Source organism: uncultured Parabacteroides sp. (genome assembly GCF_947855115.1).
Lineage (GTDB): Bacteria > Bacteroidota > Bacteroidia > Bacteroidales > Tannerellaceae > Parabacteroides.
Map to the genome: position 1 here is coordinate 20,161 of NZ_CANTZW010000021.1, position 20,372 is coordinate 40,532.

Sequence of the window (20,372 nt, forward strand, 5' to 3'; positions counted from 1 at the left end):
TTCAATGGTTATACATATCTTTATTATAAAAATCCAATACCTTAATTGCCATATTGTAAGCTTCTCGTGCCGGGCTTTCCGGATTGATCTCTATGGCCTGCAGGTAACTGTTGAGGGCTAGGCGCACATTACCTAGCTTATAATATACTTTCCCGAGAAGAAACCAGGCCTCGTCGGATTTCGGTTGTTTCTGGAGGTATTCATTCAAAAGTCGGATCGCTTCCTCTGATTTGTTATCTGAAATAAGTCGCTTTATTTCTTCCATATTTTTGAATAATTATTTTATTTTTTGTTCTACAAAGGTATAACAGAAATGTATCTTTGCTATTATAATGTAGTTAAAAAGCGGTTTTTTTACAGACGATGTACTGTTACGTTAATTATTTATGTATGTTTGCACTCGATTTCTAACAAGCAAACAAGCAAAAATTAGATATGCAAAAGAACCTGGTAATAGTGGAGTCACCCGCCAAAGCGAAAACCATCGAGAAGTTCCTAGGGAAGGACTATAAGGTTATGTCTAGCTACGGCCATATCCGCGACTTGAAGACGAAAGATTTTAGTATAGATCTCGAACACAATTACGCCCCGGAATATGTAATTCCCGCTGATAAGAAGAAGCTCGTGACCGAACTGAAAAACGAAGCGAAAAAAGCCGAGCAGGTTTGGTTGGCTTCCGATGAGGACCGCGAGGGGGAGGCCATATCTTGGCATCTATATGAGGTATTGGGGCTGAAGCCTGAGAATACTAAACGAATTGTTTTCCATGAAATTACCAAGAACGCCATATTACATGCGATTGAGACTCCGAGAGACATTAATATTGATTTGGTAAATGCGCAGCAGGCTCGCCGTGTCTTAGACCGTATCGTGGGTTTCGAGTTATCTCCGATCTTATGGCGTAAGGTGAAACCTGCTTTATCTGCGGGACGTGTACAATCTGTCGCCGTACGTTTAATCGTGGAGCGGGAGCGGGAAATCAATGAGTTTGTCTCGGAAGCCGCTTACCGTGTGATCGCTAGTTTTGTCTTGCCGGATGGCACGACAATCCTTAAGACCGAATTAAACCGTCGTTTAAAAGATAAGAAAGAGGTTGAGGCATTCCTTGAATCTTGCAAGGATGCTTCCTTCGTGATTGATGATATCTCGAAAAAACCGGTGCGTAAGACACCGGCTCCTCCTTTTACTACATCTACCTTGCAGCAAGAGGCTGCCCGCAAGCTGGGCTATTCGGTTTCCCAGACCATGATGATCGCCCAGCGCCTGTATGAGTCCGGGTTGATCACGTATATGCGTACCGACTCCGTGAACTTAAGCGATCTGGCATTGGGTACGGCTAAAGAGACTATCTTGGATACCTACGGCGAGAAATATTATAAATTCCGTCAATATCATACCAAGAGCAAGGGAGCGCAGGAGGCACACGAGGCGATTCGCCCTACCTATATCAGTAATGATGAAATAACCGGTACTGCCCAAGAAAAGAAATTATACGATTTGATCCGTAAACGTACGATAGCCTGCCAGATGGCAGATGCCGAGTTGGAACGTACGACTATCTCTGTGGGTATTGGCGGTAAGAAAGAGAAATTCATAGCTACGGGCGAGGTCATTACTTTCGATGGTTTCCTTCAGGTATACCGTGAGAGTTTTGATGAAGAGAATGAGAAGGAACAAGAAAACGGTTTGCTTCCTCCTGTGGTTTTGAATGAGGTGCTGGAGATGAAGGATATCGTTGCGACCGAGCGTTTCACGCAACGTCCTCCCCGTTATACGGAAGCTAGTTTGGTACGCCGTTTGGAGGAACTGGGTATCGGTCGTCCTTCTACCTATGCGCCTACGATCCAGACGATTCAGAACCGCGAGTATGTCGTGAAGGGGGATCGGGAAGGAATAGAACGTTCTTATAATATCATAACCTTGGCTCAGGGGACGATCAAGGAAATCCAGAAAACCGAGATCGTGGGGGCAGACCGGAATAAGTTGATGCCTACTGATATAGGTACGGTCGTGAATGATTTCTTGATGGAATATTTCCCGGGGGTTATGGATTATAATTTCACGGCAAGCGTAGAGAAAGAGTTCGATGCCGTAGCGGAAGGCGAGATGGTATGGACGGATGCGATCGATAAATTCTATAAGCTATTCCATCCGATCGTGGAAGCGGCGGCCTCTGTCCGTACGGAGCATAAAGTAGGTGAGCGTGAGTTGGGTATCGATCCGAAAAGCGGTAATCCTGTTTTCGTGAAGATCGGTCGTTATGGCCCGGTCGTACAGATCGGACAAGCGCATCCGGAGGACAAAGAGGCTCCTAAGCCTCAGTTCGCGACTTTGATGAAAGGACAGTCTATTGAGACGATTACCTTGGAGGAGGCTTTGAAATTGTTTGATTTGCCGCGTACGATCGGTGAATATGAAGGCAAGGTGATGGTTGCCGCTGTCGGTCGTTTTGGTCCGTTTATCCGTCATGATGGAAAGTTTGTTTCCATCCCGAAGAACTTGAATCCTCTGACGATAACTGCGGATGAGGCTATCGAGTTGATCAAGGCAAAGAAACAGAAGGATGAACAGCGATTTATCCGGGGATTTGATGAGGAACCGGAATTAGAGATCTTAAATGGTCGATTCGGTCCTTATATCTCTTATAAGAAGAAGAATTACAGAATACCGAAGACTATAGAGAAACCGGATAATCTGACCTTGGAGGAATGCCAGAAGATTATCGCTGATGCGGATGGAAAGGCAACAACCGCGAAAAAACGAACGACAAGAAAAAAGGCTTGATTATAAGTGTAAGGTATCGGCGATAAGGGTTTCGTTTCTTGATGAAATCAAACGTTTAGTTATATACTTAGGGAAGGAGGACACAGGTAACACAAGGTATGGAAAGAGATCTTGTGTTACCTGTGTCCGGTTTATTTATAAAGAGTTCAATAACTTGTGAATCTCATTGACCATCTGCGTGGCGGATTCTTGTGTCTCAGACAAACCTTCCGGGGTGATCTTGGCAACGGTTTTGTTCAGTTTCTCAAGCTTGCCCTTAGCGCCTTTCTCGGTCAGCTCTTTCCGGAGGATACGGATTTTCTCGCAATCTTGTATACCCTCGATCAGACGCTCGAAGCGGATACTGCTGCGCGGGCCGGGATAAATACTGTATGTATCGCCAGCCGCCCAAGTCCGGAAACGTGAATCGCGGAGAGGATCGGCGGTCCAGCTATTAACAGCCCAGCGTAGATAACCATCGTAACCACCGGCTACGGCATGCAAGACTGTCCACGCCGCTTCAGCCGGATCGGAGAAAGTGAAGGTGTTCGGGAACGCTTCCGAGCAACAGGTATAAACGGTACTGATCTGCCCCGCTTTATCCCGGGCGGCTTTTACGTCTTCAGGAAATTTATGTCCGTAAGGGATACTTAAATAGTATAAGTCTGATTGGATTTCCGGATGATAATTTCCGGCCAGCGTGATCTTGAATTCCGGATCGGCTTGCTTGATAACCTTGATCGCCTCACGCATCGCCTCCATAGGGCGTTCGTCCATAGAGATGGCGGTTTTCTCGAACCAGCCTTTTTGCCGGAGGTGACGGGAGAAGTCTTTCAGGAAAGTACCCCAATAGTCTGCGTAAGCAGCATCGCCTGGTTTTGTGTTGAGGAATTGTACCCGGTTGGTCGCCTCGTCGTAATAATCGAAAGATAAAGCCCAAGGGATCATGGTATAGCAACTGATCATATCATCGATACCGATCTCATTCATCATAAACTCCACCCATTTGTCGAATACGGCGTAGTCATATTTCCAAGTGCCGTCTATTCTCTTGATTCGGGTAATCATGCTGTCGAAATGATCTTCCGTTTGTCCGGCCCAAGGCTTGTGCATGATACTGGTCGTGATAGAGCGTTGTCCGGCATTTGCCAACATCTTCATTATCGGTCGCATCGCGTCAAAATGCTCTTTACTCCAAAGAGGAACTTGGTAATAGCGGGCCACGGCATATGGGTTCTGCCATAAATCCAAATGAAAAGCCCAGTCTTTCGGGGCGGGAAGCGTGCGGTTCAATACGTCTACTTCTATCTGTAACTCCATGGGGGAGGTGTCTTTTCCCGTGACGGTCAATGTTCCTTTATATTTGCCGGCTTTAGCCGATTGAGGAACCCAAATATTCATCCAGATCGGTTGGGTAGTACGTGCTTTGATATCACGGATCTTTACGATATCCAAGACATCGGCGACAACCGAGGAATCCCATTCCGCTTTATTCTCACGATGGCCACAGCCGCCTTTACGGTCTTTATTCAGCTCATCGGTCATGACGTAACGGACAAAATGGGTCGTGATCGCTGAGGAAGGGATGACAGAAGAGCCGCTCTTTAGATCGCTTACGCTGATGGAGGCATCCTCAAGCCCCGCCTTAGTCCATAACACGGCTTGGGCGTTTACTCGCTCCCCTTTCCATGCTTTAGCCTGCCAGCGATTGCTTTTCTTGACATCGGGGATACTAAGCTTCGGATACCGTATATCGGTCGTACCCCAACTTAATTGGGTAGGGGTCGATAACTTGTCCCAGACCTCATCGCTGTCATGTGGTTTCGTATCAGTCAGTTCCGTATAATCGCCAAGCGGATACTTATCGGATTGCTGGGCTACGGTAAAAGAACTTAGTGCCAGAAAGACACAAAGGATGAAAGTGTTTTTCATACGATTACTTATTTTAGAATATTAACTAGACAAAGATAGGAATTAGTTGTCAACTATCAACTAACCTTTTGTAGTGGCATACAAGTAAATTGCCTTCGTCATCGTATAAGTGCATACCGTTGCCTTCACAATAACGGAACATATCGCAATTGGCGCATTCACCTTTCTTTGTCCAGCTACGGTCTCGGTATGGCTTGAATTTATTATTCCAGATATCGATGAATTTATCTTTATAGATGTTTCCTTGATGGAAATTCGCCCGTATGCTGGGGCAACCGGAGATAGTACCATCCGCTAGGACAGAAGCCGTGTTGATACCAGCGTTGCATTGGAAGATCGAGTCTCTCACCTCTGCCTCATAATTCCCGAGAAAACCTTCACAGCCGTAGCTTGTGTGGATTTTACCCTCTTTCCGGCAGAAACGGATAAAATTCATGACCCATGTGAACTGCTCGTTTGTCAGTTGCAAATCCTTATCGGTCGCGGCACGTCCGACGGGGAAAATTGTAAAGATGCGCCACCGTTTTGCGCCCATCTCGATCAAGAAGTCCTTGAAGAGCATCAAATCCTTGATGTTACGTTGGTTTACACAAGTCACCACATCCCAGATGATATCCTTTTCCTCGGCCAACATGCAAATGGCATTCACAGCCTTCTCGAAACTTTTTGGATTACGGCGGAGCCAGTTATGCGCCTCTTCGAAACCATCCAGACTGATAGTCGCGGAATGCAACCCGGAAGCCAAGAGTGAATCTAGCCGTTCCCGGGTCATCAGGTAACCGTTGGATACGATCCCCCAAGGATACCCCCTGCGGTACAATTCCAATCCGCATTTCTCGATATCCTTACGCACCAGCGCCTCTCCTCCGGTAAAGATAACGAGCACTTTGTTGGGCTCCACATAAGGTGTGATATCGTCTACGACTTTTAGGAAATCCTCGATAGGCATATCCGGTACTGCGGCCGAGACATGGCAGTCGCTTCCGCAATGGCGGCAAGATACATTACAACGAAGCGTACACTCCCAAAAGAGCGTACGCAATTCATGTAATTTGGCCCTGTTCTTCTTGATACTTCGAAAAAGCTCAAGGGCGATACGTTTTTTGATGTTTGGGCGTTTGTCCATATTATATTTTCAATATTACCTGCATGTTAGCTGGAAGTTGATTTCTTTTGAGCCTTTACCGATTAACATCCCTTTCCCGCCAGATAGTTCAATTTCGGCGAAATTTACGATAATCGAATCAGTTTTGCAAGTATTTGGGTCATTCCAGTAGGAAGATAATTTTGTGTAGATGGTATGTTCGGTGGCGGTAGCTTTATCATAGGTGAATTGGTACCGCCCAGTCTCATCCGTGATTGCGGGAAAACTAAACGGGTCATTCTCTTGGTTGGGGGTGTAGGCCGGTGAGGTCAGGATAGCTACTCCGGCCATCGGGTAACCATCCTCGTCTGTTACCTTACCGTAAATTGTGTATAATGCGTAAGGTTCCGTATGTGTATCTACATATTTCTTAAGCGTGATCTTGATTTCTTTGGAAGCGCTACCTGCGTACCAGTTATCGCCTCCGGTAAATTCTTCGCTACCGAAAGTTACTTGGGTCGTATCGGAAGCGAATTGTCCCCCGTTCTTCTCGTCATCGATATCTTCCGTGATCAATCGGTATCTCAAGATCGGGAAGTCGCTTTTCTTCCACTCGAATTCTCCGTTAGCATCGGTTTTTATGGTATCGGTATGTAACCATCCGTAAGAATAAACGTCTGCGTCGTTCTGGTTGATACGTATTTGAGCATTAGGTATCGGGTTCTCGTTTGTATCCACGACCTTTCCTTTTATCTGAAAGTTGGCATAGGGAGTTCCGTATTCGCAACTACCCCCTCCTTCTTCATTGGAACAAGAGAAACCTAAAAGCATTAATAAACTCGCCAATATATAATTGGCTTTTTTCAACAATTTCAAGTGCATCCTTTTCATAACGCGAATTATTTTTATTTACGATTCTAATTACTTGATGAATGGGGCAACGAAATAGTTGCATGCGAATGCGTAAGAAAATGCGATGACTTTTTGTATCTTTGCCACTTCAATGTAACAGATCAATTTATGAGAGATTTCATACGTATTTTAAAACGTTTCGTTCCCCCTTACAAAAAGTATATGGCTCTGAACATCGTGTTCAATGTTCTTTCCGCTATCTTAAACTTGTTTTCTTTCGCCTTAATTATCCCGATCCTTCAGATATTGTTCAAGATCAATGAGGGTGATTACACCTTTATGGACTGGAACTTTAACGCGGGGAGCTGGGAATCATGGAAGGCTTTGCCGGAACTGATCAAGAATAACTTTTTTTGGTACGTATCCGATATAATAGAGATACATGGAGGTTCTTTTGCCTTGATTATGCTGGGTATTTTCTTGATCGTGGCCACCTTCATGAAAGTAGCCACGATGTATCTGGCTTTTTATACGATGATTCCGATACGTACCGGAGTCGTTCGCGATATCCGTAACCAGATAAACAGGAAGATTACGCAGTTGCCGTTAAGCTTTTTCTCCGAGGAACGAAAAGGGGATATTATCGCCCGTGTTTCCGGAGACGTGAACGAGATAGAGACTTCCATCATGAGTTCGTTGGATATGTTATTCAAGAACCCGATACTGATCTTGATCTATTTAGTGGGTATGATTGCGATCAGTTGGCAGCTTACCGTATTTGTCTTGATCTTGCTGCCGCTGGCGGGCTACGTGATGGGACAGGTCGGCAAGAAATTGAAGCGAAAATCCTTGGAAGGGCAGCAACAATGGGGATTCCTTATGAGCCAGATCGAGGAGACATTGGGTGGGCTTCGGATTATCAAGGCTTTTAACGCCGAGAAAAAGATACAAAACCGCTTTGAACGGAGTAACGAGACTTTCCGTCGGCTGACAAACCGGATTTATCGTCGCCAGCAAATGGCGCACCCGATGAGTGAGTTTTTGGGGACCGTTACGATCGCCATCGTACTTTGGTATGGAGGCACGCTGATCTTGAGCGCGGATAGCCCGATCGACGCTCCTACGTTTATTTATTATCTGGTAATCTTCTACAGTATCATAAATCCTGCGAAAGATTTGAGTAAGTCGGTGTATGCGATCCAGAAAGGTCTGGCCTCCATGGAACGTGTCGATAAGATATTGAAAGCGGAGACGGATATCCATGATCCGGAACGTCCGAGAGAGATTTCCTTGAAAGAGAAAATCAGTTATCAGGATGTTTGGTTTAAATATCAGGAAGCTTGGGTATTGAAAGGGATCAATCTGGAGATCCGTAAAGGAACGACCGTAGCTTTAGTCGGTCAATCCGGTTCGGGTAAAAGTACGTTGGTGGATTTATTACCTCGTTTTTACGATGTGAATAAAGGAAGTATCCGTATCGATGATACGGATATCCGGGAGGCTACCCTATTCGATCTTAGGGGATTGATGGGGAATGTCAACCAAGAGGCTATCTTGTTTAACGATACATTTTTCAATAATATCGCCTTTGGAGTGGAAGGAGCCACGATGGAGCAGGTAGAGGAAGCCGCACGTATTGCCAACGCCCACGATTTTATTATGGCGAGCGAGAAAGGTTACGATACCAATATCGGCGACCGGGGAGGAAAACTATCCGGCGGGCAACGTCAGCGGATCAGTATCGCCCGTGCGATCTTAAAGAATCCCCCGATTTTGATCTTAGATGAGGCCACATCCGCTTTGGATACGGAATCTGAACGCTTGGTACAAGAAGCTTTGGAGAACTTGATGAAGAACCGTACGACAGTGGTGATCGCCCACCGCCTTTCTACGATCCGCAACGCAGATGAGATTTGTGTGATGCATGAGGGAGAAATCGTAGAACGAGGCAAGCACGAGGAGTTGCTGGCCTTGGACGGTTATTATAAACGACTTTGTGACATGCAAAGCTTTTAAGATGTCACCGCAACGGCCTTGCGGTGACATCTTAAAAGCTTTGCGGAAATACAGCATCGGCGCTGCGGTACAACTGTACCTCTGATTGTGGTGAAGCGCCTCTTTGGGCCTTTGATGGGAAAACAATATAACTAAGGAATAATCGTATGAATATGAAAGGAATTTGTTTGATTTTATTATCGTTCCTTTTCGGTTGCAATTTGCCGGATATGAAAACGGGGAAGAAAGAGTTTTATTATTTTGACCAACCCGCACATATCTGGGAAGAGACTTTGCCTTTAGGGAATGGTCGTATCGGTATGATGCCGGATGGCGGTATCGAACGGGAGAACGTGGTTTTGAACGAGATTTCCCTATGGTCCGGGAGTAAGCAAGATACGGACAACCCATACGCTTATTATTCCTTGGCGAATATTCGTCGTCTTTTATTCGAGGGACGGAATGATGAGGCGCAGGATTTGATGTACAAGACCTTCATTTGTAAAGGGGCCGGAAGTAACTTGGGTGACGGAGCGGATGCTCCATATGGCAGTTACCAATTATTCGGGAATCTGGTATTGAAATATACGTATCCGAACACTTCGGATTCTATCGCAGGATATCGTAGGATGTTGAACTTGAGTGAAGCTATCGCTTCGGTCTCTTTTAAAAGGGGAGATGTAAATTATCTGCGGGAAATGTTTACCTCCTTTTCCGGGGATCTTGGAGTCATCCATCTGATGGCAGATGCGGATCGTGCCTTGAGTTTTTCATTGGGCATGAATCGTCCGGAGCATGCCTCGGTCTCTTTGGATGGAAAAGACCTGCTGTTGCAGGGACAATTGCCGGACGGGGTGGATACGCTGGAGATGAAAGGGATGCGTTTCGCCTCTCGTGTCCGTGTGGTCTTGCCAAAAGGTGGCGATTTATCGACTACGGATAGTAGCCTGTCGGTACAAAGGGCTTCGGAAGCGATCGTTCTGGTAAGTTTGGGAACCGATTATTTCGATAAAGACGATATCGACGAACAATTGAAAAAACAGTTATCGCAAGCGGAATCCAAGGATTTCCCCACATTACGCCGGGAACATACGCTTGCCTATCGTTCCTTGTTTGATCGGGTCTCTTTGGATCTGGGAAGGAGCGAGCGGGATAACCTTCCGATCAATGAGCGCCTGGCTGCTTTCGCACAGGATAAGAATGACCCGGGCTTGGCGGCCTTGTACTTTCAGTTCGGCCGGTATTTGCTGATTTCTTCGACCCGGCAAGGATTACTTCCTCCGAATTTGCAGGGATTGTGGTGTAATACGATCCATACGCCTTGGAATGGGGATTACCATTTGAATATCAATTTGCAGATGAATCATTGGCCTGCGGAGGTGGCGAATCTCTCCGAGTTGCATCTTCCGTTGATCGAATGGACAAAGCAACAAGTGCCTAGCGGGGAACGCACGGCTAAAGCTTTCTATAACGCACGGGGGTGGGTAACGCATATTTTAGGTAATGTCTGGAATTTTACCGCTCCGGGCGAACATCCGTCGTGGGGAGCCACGAATACTTCTGCCGCATGGCTGTGCGAGCATTTGTATACGCATTATCAATATACGTTGGATAAAGAGTATTTAAAAGAGGTTTATCCGACGATGAAAGGGGCTGCCTTGTTCTTTGTGGATATGTTGGTACAAGATCCCCGAACCAAATATTTGGTGACAGCTCCCACGACCTCTCCGGAGAATGGCTATAAGATGCCAAACGGTAATGTCGTAAGTATTTGCGCCGGATCGACAATGGACAATCAGATTTTGCGTGAATTGTTTACGAATACGATAGAGGCCGCTGGAATTTTAGGCGTGGATAGCGCATTCGCAAAAGAACTGACTGAGAAACGAGATCGCTTGATGCCTACGACTGTTGGTAAAGACGGGCGTATCATGGAATGGCTTGAGGCGTATGAGGAGGTAGAACCTACCCATCGCCATGTCTCCCATTTGTATGGGCTTTATCCCGGTAATGAGATCTCGGTGGAGCATACGCCGGAGTTGGCAGAGGCTGCTCGTAAATCCTTGGAGGTTCGTGGCGATCAAAGCACGGGTTGGTCTATGGCTTGGAAAATTAATTTTTGGGCACGTTTGCATGATGGTGATCACGCTTATAAATTACTGGGTGATTTGTTGCGCCCATGCGTAGATGAACGGACGAAGGAAGTTAAAGGAGGAGGTTCTTATCCGAATTTATTTTGTGCTCATCCTCCTTTCCAGATCGACGGGAACTTCGGGGGAACAGCCGGTATCGCGGAGATGTTAATACAGAGTCAATCCGGATTGATTGAGTTCTTACCTGCTTTGCCTTCCGCTTGGAAAAACGGAAGCTATAGCGGTTTGAAAGTCCGGAACGGAGGAATCGTTTCCGCTAAATGGGCAGAAGGGCTATTGACAGAAGCCCGATTGAAAGCGATCGTTCCCGGTTCTTTCCAGATCAAGCTTCCGGCGAATTCCGCGAACATGAGCCTCAAAAAGAACCAAAAGCCGGTTTCCCTACCTGTAGTCGATGGAATAGTAACGGTAGACTTGCTGCAAGGGGAAGAGATTGTGTTACAATTCTAGCTAATTTTATCTGGATTTGTTGTAGAGACGCAGCGTGCTGCGTCTCCCATCGTCTGATAGTATTCTAAGTTACCATTCTGAGGAGATGAGACGCAGCACGCTGCGTCCCTACAACAAATGAGGAAAATTTAATATAAGGGTAATCGATAGATAAAGCCGATTGAAAGGCGCACGGTATCGTACAAAGAGGCATCGAGCGCCTTCGCTCGTTCAGTGAGGTGGTATTTTTTGCCTATGGCAGTCAAGAAAATATGTAGATTGCCATCGGCCATCGGATAGAATTCAAGTCCCCCTTGATATCCCCACGCCGTACGGTATTTTCCTTTTTCATAGACATCGTAGGCTTTATAGATCGATGCGCTTTCATACATACCTTTTGCGAATAGTTGCCATTTGGGGTGGAAACGATATTGTATTTCCCCCACCAAGGAAAGATAAGCGGCATTTTGCGTGCGAACAGGAATTTCCGGTTCCTCTTCTTCTGATACTCCTGATATTTCGGGCTGGACCAACTCGGTCAATAACCCTAGCGGATCTAATTTACCCTGCGAATACATGACATCGAAATAAGCATATACCGGTCCGGCCTCTATGCTTTGCCCCGTGAAGACGCTATACATATATTTCCCCTGGGCTTGCTCTGCGGCAGATACGGAGTACCGTAAGAGGACCGATTCATCCAGAAAGCAACCATTCCAGTTCAATGTGTAAAATAATGGAACTCTCGGTTTCTTAAATCCTGCCGGTAAACGTCCGTACTCATCTTCCATAGACCCCATGCGGCTATTTGTCACTTGTATGCGGATCTCTTGCGATTCGCTCGGTTGATACCCTAGTCCGACTCCCGTCAGGTAACAAAGAGAATATTCGTTCATATCGCTGTATTCGTAAATAAGCAGAGGATTCTCATCATATTCGAAACCTCCATAGAACACGTCTTGTTTTCCTGCGGTTAGGGTAAAACGCTCATTCAGTTTGTAGCCGATATATGCATACTCGATCGACTCGTTCAGATTCTCCAAGGATAATCCTTCATAGCCACCATTCAACGTTTGACGGTACCAGTAGAATAACCGGTCATTCACTTCCCCGGTAACATCAATCTTGACATCCCTGAAGCGAAAGGCGGCTTCATCGAGTTCCCCGGAAGAAAAATCCGCGTTGAATCCTGCGTGCATCTCCAAGTCTAGATTGAATACCTTGTTACGTTTTGGGATCTTGGTCGCATATTCAAAAAAAGACACCGAGGAAGAATCCCACTCCGGGATCGAGATATTTGTCTGAGCGTAAGAAGTCAATACGGAACTGATAAGTAAGAAGCCCGATAGCCAAGCCACTGTTAATCGTTTCATTCACTGATGTTAATCATTAAAGTGGCCGCAAAGATATAAATTATTGCTCAGTTTTGCCCATATGCTTCATGACTTTAGCGTCCAGATAGAAAATAAGCTCTTCCGCAATGTTTGTACAATGATCGCCGAAGCGTTCCATTTTCCGGATTACGCCGGCCATATATAGACCTGCCAGCGCGCTGCTCTTATGTTCCTCAATATACCGGGCGATGATAGCGGTGGAGTTATGATTGATCTCATCGATCAAATTATCTTTCAAGAAGATACGGGAGGCGATCTCCGAGCTTTCTTTCTCGAAAGCCTCTTTGGTAAGTGAGATCATACTCAGTAACTCCGACAACATTTCTTCAACCCGGGTCTCCTTGATCAATTGCGGGTCAAGCGGTTCCCCTTCGGGAAGGTTACCGGCGAAGCGGGCGATACTTTCGGCAAAGTCTCCCAAACGCTCCAGATTTGTGTTGATCTTGTACATTGCCAGCACGAAACGCAGGTCGATCGCTACCGGTGCGTATAAGGCGATGATATCCTCACAATCGCTATCGATCTTTAGCTCGAAAGCGTTTACCCGGCGTTCCCGGTTGATTACCTTATAGGCGAGCTCTTTATCTCCGGTAAGCATGGCCTCCCCGGCATTGTATAATTGTTGGTGGACTAATGCCCACATCTCACTGATACTATTTTTTAAGGCTTGAATCTCTTGCTCTATAACCTTCATAATCCTTTAATTTTCAATTTTAAATCCTCAATTTTCAATTACCCAAACCGTCCGGTGATATAATTCTGCGTAGATTCTTTCTCCGGATTGGTAAAGATCTTCCGGGTATTGTCGTACTCGATCAATTCTCCTAAGTAAAAATACCCGGTCTTGTCGCTGACACGAGCCGCTTGTTGCATGTTGTGGGTGACGATAACGATCGTATAGTCATTTTTAAGCTCATGTATTAAATCCTCGATCTTGCTGGTAGAGATCGGGTCTAACGCGGAAGTGGGCTCGTCCATCAATAAGATAGAGGGAGAGATCGCCAAGGCACGGGCAATACATAAGCGTTGTTGCTGTCCGCCGGAAAGAGCGAATGCGGATTCTTTTAGCTTATCTTTAACTTCCTCCCAAAGAACGACCTGTTTTAAGGTCTTGACCACCGTTTCCTCGATATAGTTCTCGTCTTTGATACCGTTTACCCGCAGGCCGTAAGCGACATTCTCGTAAATCGTCTTAGGAAACGGATTGGGTTTTTGGAATACCATTCCCACGTTTTTACGTAAGCGGTCTACTTTCTCACTTTTCGTATAGATGTCTCGCCCGTCGATCAGGATTTGCCCTTGCATGCGGGTACCCGGGATCAGATCATTCATACGGTTGAACAGACGTAAGAAAGTAGACTTCCCGCAGCCGGACGGCCCGATGAAGGCGGTTGACGTATTCGGCTCAATCTCCATGGAAATGTTTTTCAACGCATGGAAATCCCCGTAATAAAAGTCTACGTTTTTAGCATCGATCTTTATCATAATTGTCTTGTTGTTTTTTTAGTTCATTTTTACCTTCTTTGCGAAGTAACTTCGCAAGGCATTCGCTAAAAGGTTTACCAATAGTACGATGACGATAAGCACGAGGGCCGTGCCATAAGCCATTCCCCGGGAAGCCTCGATATCCGTGCCGCTTGTAGAGATAACATATAAGTGGTACGGTAATGCCATACATTGGTCGAAGATACTTTTCGGTAATTGTGGCAAGAAATAAGCGGCTACCGTAAAAAGGATAGGAGCGGTCTCGCCAGACACACGACCGATCGAAAGAATCAACCCCGTGATGATATTTGGAAATGCCATCGGCAACACGACTCTGCGGATGGTTTGTAGCTTTGTAGCCCCTAAAGCCAAGCTGCCGTGGCGGAAAGAATCGTCGATACTCTTCAAAGCCTCTTCCGTTGTACGGATGATAAGTGGCAAAGACATCAGCGCCAAAGTAAACGAGCCTGCTATGATAGAATCTCCCCAGCCCAAGGTACTTACGAATAGAGACATTCCGAATAAACCGAAAACAACGGATGGAACACCGCTTAGGTTATTCGTCATGATACGGATGAAACGGATGAGTTTCCCGTTCGTAGCGTACTCATTCATATAAATACCACTCATGATACCGATCGGGAAACTGATCAGGCTGCTTCCGATCACCAAATAGAGCGTACCTACGATAGCCGGAAAGATACCGCCGGAGGTCATACCCTCTGATGGAGCTTGCGTCAGGAAATCCCAACTGATCACGCTCGCGCCCTTTAGGATAATGAACCCAAGGATCACGAATAAGATCGCTACGACTAAATAACTCAGGAACGAGAAGAAACCGAACGCGATCTTTTGTGAGGCCCGCTTCCTCTTATCAATATTTCCTAGATGTTGAATAGGTGCCATATCTTTATTAGATTTTACGTTTGGATGAAATATATTCTACGGCGATACTTAGCGATAAGGTGATGAGGAACAATACGGCCCCCAACAAAAACAAGGCTTGGTAATGTGCGCCACCTGCGGGAGCTTCGCCCAATTCTGCCGCTATCGTGGCGGGAATCGTTCGTACCGGCTCGAAGAACGAGGTGGGTATAACGGCGGCATTTCCGGTTACCATCAATACAGCCATCGTCTCACCGATCGCACGCCCTATGCCCAATACGACGGCAGAGGTGATACCGGATATGGAATAGGGAATGATTACCTTGTAGATTGTTTGCCATTGTGTGGCGCCTAATGCTAAGCTGGCTTCTTTCATGGCTCTAGGTGTGGTTCGCATGGCATCTTCCGCAACCGTGATAATAGTCGGCAACGCCATGATCGCCAAAACCACGCTTCCCGCGAAGGCCGTCTCGCCTACCGGAAGGTTTAATGTTTTTTGGATAAGGGGAACGATCACTACCAGCCCGAAGAAACCGTAAACGACCGAAGGGATACCTGCCAGCAACTCGATAACCGGTTTTAAAAAATTACGGGTTCTTGTGTTAGCGATCTCTGCCAGATAGATCGCTACCGCTATTCCGAAAGGAAGAGATAGGACGATTGCGCCTATACTAACTAAAAGTGTACCCAGTAATAGGGGGATTAGCCCAAAGATCGGGGCAGGAGTAGAGGTTGGATACCATTTGGTCCCTCCAAAGAACTCTGATGGCTTGATAGTGGCTCCGGATATGATCTTTCCTTGAAAATTCTCCGCTTGGTATTGTTCAGGGAAGAATGCGATGATCCCGGGTTCCTTGTGGATAAGTTCATTGATTTTCTCGGGAACGTATTGGAATTCGTCACCCAGCTCTTCTTCCGTGTAATAGTTGGTTAAGTCCGAAAGCCGGAAAACGAGTATATCTTGGTTCTTCCCGTTTAAATCTGCCCAATTGGTAATATTGGCATCGAAGACATCCATGATTTGTTCGGGCGATAAATGTTCGACCGGGTTTTCTGGATTGACTGCCAGTACATACCCTTCCTCTACCTCGGGACTGTTAAAAAGACCTGTGGCCTCTTTAAATAAGAAGACGATGATCAATAAGATCGTAAAGCTGCTGACGCTTCCGCTGATCAAAAGCCCTCCTTCTACTAATTTCTCGATAAACTTTCTCACGATCTTTGCCTATTTGTTCTGGTGCAAAGAAATGGCTTCTATATTAAGGAGTGATTAAACTCGCTTGAAGGAATTGTTTCAAAACTATTACAAATGTGTTACGCGTTATCTGCCATAAAAATAGGGCATGAGTTTGATCAACCCCATGCCCTATTATATGTCATTCTATTTGTAATACGTTTGTATTACTTATTATATTTACTCCAAACTACATTGTGCATATCACCGCTAGCCGCCAATTCCTCATGGAAAGCGAAGCAACATTTCAAGTTCTGAGGAGTATGTCCCTTGATACCCATGGCGAGATACTCTTCCAATAATGGCCTGTAATCCGGGTGAACGCAGTTATCGATGATGCAACGAGCGCGTTGGATCGGGGATTTGCCGCGTAAGTCCGCTACACCATATTCGGTGATAATGATCTTTACGGAGTGCTCGCTATGATCCAAGTGAGATACCATCGGGACAAATGCGCTAATCTTTCCCTCCTTCGCTGTAGACGGAGTCGTGAAGATCGACAACATAGCCGAACGGGTAAAGTCGCCGGAACCACCGATACCATTCATCATACGAGTACCGGATACGTGCGTAGAGTTGATATTACCGAAGATATCTGCTTCCAAAGCCGTATTGATCGCAACCAAACCTAAACGACGGGCAACTTCCGGGTTGTTAGAGATCTCTTGCGGACGAAGCAAAATCTTATCCTTGAAGAAATCAAGATTTGCGTAGATCTCACGGATTACCTCGTTACTTACGGACAAAGAGCAACCACTGGCGAATTTAACGCGCCCTTGTTTCATCAACTCGATGACAGCGTCTTGAATAACCTCTGTATATACATTGAACGCAGGGATAGACTCATTCGCTCCCATACAACCCAAGACCGCATTAGCCACGTTACCCACGCCACTCTGCAATGGAACGAACTCTTTCGGAAGACGGCCGGCCTTGATCTCGCTAACCAAGAAGTCCGCTACATTTTTACCGATCGCCATCGTGACATCATCCAGCGGGGAGAATTTTCCACCCTCGTTCGGCTCGTCTGTTTTTACCACGCCGACGATTTTTGCCGGATCTACTTTTACGCAATCCTGACCGATACGATCGGACGGAGTGTAAATAGGAATCTCACGGCGATAAGGGGGATCTGCCGGCTCGTAGATATCGTGCATACCACGGATCTCCTTCGGATGGCGGCAGTTCAACTCAACGATGATGCGGTCTGCCATACGGCAGATAGTAGGTAGGATACCGACACCGGAAGTCGGAACGATCTCACCGTCCTCAGTGACATCTGCAGCCTCTACGATCGCTACATCGATCTTACCCAAGAATCCATAACGCAAGCTTTGTGCCAACTCGGACAAATGTAAATCGAAATATTGTGCCTGATGAGCATTTAATGCCGCACGTAAGTCTTTGTTTGATTGGTATGGTGTACGGAATTTAATAGCGTTAGCGCGAGCCAACTCTCCGTCTAGCTTGTCACCGGTAGAAGCACCGGTAAACATCCCGATTTGGAAAGGGTTACCTTTAGCGTGTTCTTCCGCAGCTTTCCGGGCGATTGCGCCGGGAACAACTTTCGGGCATCCTGCAGGTGTAAAACCACTGAAACCGACATTGTCATCATGATGTACATAAGATGCGGCTTCTTCAGCTGTAATGAATTTTAATGCCATGATAATTAGTTTTTATGTTTTTAGGTAAATACTTACTGTTCAATATTTCGGGCGCAAACTTACATAAAATTACGCTGAATCAGATATAAGTGTGGCGTAAATTAATACTTCCTATTTAGAATCTCTGCGCAAATGATCGCTTTCTTTAGTTCCTCGATGTTCCTGAATGTATCTTCCGGCATAAGTCCCGGTTCTTCCTCGATAACGCCCATTTTTACGGATGGCCGGGGTACGATATGTTCGGGTATATTCTTCTCGGTGGAAAGGAATGGAGACGGGGAAGGCGATGGGGTTGCGACCTTCGGTTTCTCGACCTTGGGCTTTGCTTGCTTTTGCCGGGGGGAAGGTTTAGGCTTTTGTGCTTCCTTTTGTATATCTTCCAGTATCTCCCAGAAGCCTTTTTCTTCCGATGGTTGGTCATTAGGCACGATTTCCCTGTCGGGTTGCCCCAATATATCGGGGCGACTCTTCTTTTTTTTGTCTTTCGAGTTGAATAAGCCACTGACTGCGGCAATGACCAGGAAAACAATATATAACCAATCTCCTACGTTATCCATAAACTTTGATTATTTTTGCACCTCAAATGTAAGAAGAATAATTGAGAAGTGGAAAAAATGGGAGTATATAAAACATCTTGTAGGGGTATAAAAGTAAATAAGGGTAACTTCACAGCCACCCTTATTCGATTTAACCAAAACCTTAACTATGAAAAAATTTACGTTTTTCGAATGCAAATATAACGGTGAGATTTGAACCGTGCAAGCTTTTATGTGATTATTTTTCAGAAAATCTATTATTTAAACTCTATTAACATTAAAGGGATGAATCAAAAAAATGGTGTGGACTTAAAATCCACTACCCAAAGTGCTGAACGAAAGTTATTTATCGAGACGTATGGCTGTCAAATGAATGTTGCGGACAGCGAGGTCGTAGCCTCCATCATGAAGATGGATGGTTATAGTATGACGGAGAATATTGAGGAAGCAGACGCTATCTTTGTGAACACATGTTCCGTACGCGACAACGCCGAGCAGAAAATTTATGGGCGGCTACAGTATTTTCAGTCTTTAAGGCGGAAAAAGAAGTCTTTGATTGTCGGTGTGCTGGGATGTATGGCCGAGCGGGTGAAAGAAGATTTGATCAACGTACACCACGCAGATTTGGTGGTCGGCCCGGATTCCTATCTGGATTTACCGAATTTGGTGGGAGCGGTAGAGCGAGGAGAGAAGGCGATCAATGTGGAGCTTTCTACTCAAGAGACTTATAAGGATGTTATTCCTTTGAAATTGCCGGGTGTGCATATATCCGGTTTTGTATCCATTATGCGCGGCTGCAATAATTTCTGTACATATTGTATCGTACCTTATACAAGAGGACGTGAGCGTAGCCGGGATATCGAAAGTATCTTGAATGAGATACGGGATATGCGCGAGAAGGGCTTCAAGGAAGTTACACTGTTAGGGCAGAATGTAAACTCTTATTCTTTTGAGAAGGAAGGGGAGACTATCACTTTCCCGGTCTTATTGGATCGTGTGGCGAAAGAGGTACCCGATATGCGAATTCGTTTTACTACCTCCCATCCGAAAGATATGAGCGATGATACCTTGCGTGTGATTGCCGCGAACGACAATATCTGTAAGTTTATCCATCTGCCCGCCCAGTCCGGTAGCAGTCGTATCTTGAAAGTGATGAACCGCAAATACACCCGTGAATGGTATTTAGACCGCATAGCGGCGATTCGCCGTATCATTCCGGATTGTGGTATCTCTACCGATTTATTCTGCGGTTTTCATTCCGAGACCGAGGAGGACTATCAAGAGACTCTGTCTTTGATGCGTGAGGTGGGGTATGATAGTGCCTTTTTATTTAAGTATTCCGAGCGTCCTGGTACGTACGCCGCTAAGCATTTGGAGGATAATGTGCCGGAGGAGGAGAAAGTGCGCCGTCTGCAAGGAATGATCGATTTGCAGAATAAGTTATCGGAGGAAAGTAATCTGCGGGATATCGGTAAGGTTTTTGATGTATTGATCGAAGGTTTCTCCAAGCGTTCGCGCGAACAATTGTTTGGTCGTACCAGTCAGAATAAAGTGGTAATCTTCGATAAGAAAAATTATCATGTAGGCCAATTTATAAAGGTCAAGATTTATAAAGCTTCTTCGGCTACCTTATTTGGGGAACCGGTGGAGGAATAGGAAGAGAAAACGCCAACATCGCCCGAAAAAAGGTGTGTTGGCGTTTTTCTGTTATTTTATTTTTCTTAAAGGGAATATCCGTTCATTGCTTAGTGTGGTTAACATAATAAAAACTTTTGTAAAGTTATGCGCTATTTTGCGTATGATCGTATGTGTTCTTGTTTGATATTCTGCTTCATCTCTGTGAAGTTGTTGGAATGGAGGTGACTTTTGCGATATTCTTATCCCGGAAATAGACGATTTGCCTTGATGAAAAAGATCGAATAGTGATAGAATTTTAATTTGATGATTCCTGACAAATTTATCCTTT

General features: G+C 45.6%; 15 protein-coding genes. 4 read left to right on the forward strand and 11 right to left on the reverse strand.

Going from position 1 to position 20,372, the window contains the following annotated elements; all coding sequences use genetic code 11:
* Position 1 precedes the first annotated feature (1 nt).
* Positions 2-265 carry a tetratricopeptide repeat protein gene (locus tag Q0110_RS12800; protein ID WP_297906899.1) on the reverse strand — a complete coding sequence of 88 codons (264 nt, stop codon included), beginning with the start codon at positions 263-265 and terminating at the stop codon, positions 2-4.
* 170 nt (positions 266-435) lie between these two features.
* On the opposite strand from Q0110_RS12800, the gene topA reads away from it, so the two are divergent.
* Positions 436-2,784: a type I DNA topoisomerase gene (gene topA / locus Q0110_RS12805; protein ID WP_297906902.1), complete on the forward strand. Its 2,349-nt coding sequence runs from the start codon at positions 436-438 to the stop codon at positions 2,782-2,784.
* A gap of 135 nt (positions 2,785-2,919) precedes the next feature.
* Here topA and Q0110_RS12810 read toward each other — a convergent pair whose 3' ends face one another.
* From Q0110_RS12810 to Q0110_RS12820, 3 genes are read right to left on the reverse strand one after another with little or no spacing between them, the layout of a single operon-like run.
* Positions 2,920-4,695, reverse strand: a complete 1,776-nt coding sequence (locus Q0110_RS12810) for a glycoside hydrolase domain-containing protein (protein WP_297906905.1) — start codon at positions 4,693-4,695, stop codon at positions 2,920-2,922.
* 49 nt (positions 4,696-4,744) lie between these two features.
* Positions 4,745-5,821, reverse strand: coding sequence for a TIGR04133 family radical SAM/SPASM protein (locus Q0110_RS12815; RefSeq protein ID WP_297906908.1), 1,077 nt, complete (start codon positions 5,819-5,821; stop codon positions 4,745-4,747).
* A 15-nt stretch (positions 5,822-5,836) separates the two neighbouring features.
* Positions 5,837-6,670 (reverse strand): radical SAM-associated putative lipoprotein, encoded by an 834-nt coding sequence (locus Q0110_RS12820; RefSeq protein WP_297906911.1) that lies wholly within the window; start codon positions 6,668-6,670, stop codon positions 5,837-5,839.
* A gap of 129 nt (positions 6,671-6,799) precedes the next feature.
* Between Q0110_RS12820 and Q0110_RS12825 the strand changes: the two genes are divergently transcribed.
* Positions 6,800-8,647 (forward strand): ABC transporter ATP-binding protein, encoded by a 1,848-nt coding sequence (locus Q0110_RS12825; protein WP_297906914.1) that lies wholly within the window; start codon positions 6,800-6,802, stop codon positions 8,645-8,647.
* Between the two features lie 152 nt (positions 8,648-8,799).
* A complete protein-coding gene (locus Q0110_RS12830; protein ID WP_297906917.1) occupies positions 8,800-11,229 on the forward strand; it encodes a glycoside hydrolase family 95 protein in 2,430 nt (809 codons plus the stop codon).
* Positions 11,230-11,357: 128 nt separating this feature from the next.
* Here Q0110_RS12830 and Q0110_RS12835 read toward each other — a convergent pair whose 3' ends face one another.
* The 7 genes from Q0110_RS12835 to Q0110_RS12865 all read right to left on the reverse strand — a co-directional run bounded on the left by Q0110_RS12835 (position 11,358) and on the right by Q0110_RS12865 (position 18,427).
* The gene (locus Q0110_RS12835) at positions 11,358-12,581 is read right to left on the reverse strand and encodes an OprO/OprP family phosphate-selective porin (protein ID WP_297906921.1); all 1,224 of its coding nucleotides are present in this window, start codon (positions 12,579-12,581) and stop codon (positions 11,358-11,360) included.
* Positions 12,582-12,621: 40 nt separating this feature from the next.
* On the reverse strand, positions 12,622-13,296 hold the full coding sequence (gene phoU, locus Q0110_RS12840) for a phosphate signaling complex protein PhoU (RefSeq protein ID WP_297906924.1): 675 nt from the start codon (positions 13,294-13,296) through the stop codon (positions 12,622-12,624).
* 38 nt (positions 13,297-13,334) lie between these two features.
* Entirely contained in the window at positions 13,335-14,087 is a 753-nt protein-coding gene (gene pstB / locus Q0110_RS12845) for a phosphate ABC transporter ATP-binding protein PstB (protein ID WP_297906928.1), read from the reverse strand.
* 18 nt (positions 14,088-14,105) lie between these two features.
* Positions 14,106-14,993, reverse strand: coding sequence for a phosphate ABC transporter permease PstA (gene pstA / locus Q0110_RS12850; protein ID WP_297906930.1), 888 nt, complete (start codon positions 14,991-14,993; stop codon positions 14,106-14,108).
* A 7-nt stretch (positions 14,994-15,000) separates the two neighbouring features.
* A complete protein-coding gene (gene pstC, locus Q0110_RS12855; RefSeq protein WP_297906933.1) occupies positions 15,001-16,188 on the reverse strand; it encodes a phosphate ABC transporter permease subunit PstC in 1,188 nt (395 codons plus the stop codon).
* 185 nt (positions 16,189-16,373) lie between these two features.
* A complete protein-coding gene (locus Q0110_RS12860; protein ID WP_297906936.1) occupies positions 16,374-17,870 on the reverse strand; it encodes an acetyl-CoA hydrolase/transferase family protein in 1,497 nt (498 codons plus the stop codon).
* A 101-nt stretch (positions 17,871-17,971) separates the two neighbouring features.
* On the reverse strand, positions 17,972-18,427 hold the full coding sequence (locus Q0110_RS12865; protein WP_297906939.1) for a hypothetical protein: 456 nt from the start codon (positions 18,425-18,427) through the stop codon (positions 17,972-17,974).
* A 264-nt stretch (positions 18,428-18,691) separates the two neighbouring features.
* Between Q0110_RS12865 and miaB the strand changes: the two genes are divergently transcribed.
* Positions 18,692-20,062: a tRNA (N6-isopentenyl adenosine(37)-C2)-methylthiotransferase MiaB gene (gene miaB / locus Q0110_RS12870; RefSeq protein WP_297906942.1), complete on the forward strand. Its 1,371-nt coding sequence runs from the start codon at positions 18,692-18,694 to the stop codon at positions 20,060-20,062.
* Positions 20,063-20,372: the final 310 nt, after the last annotated feature.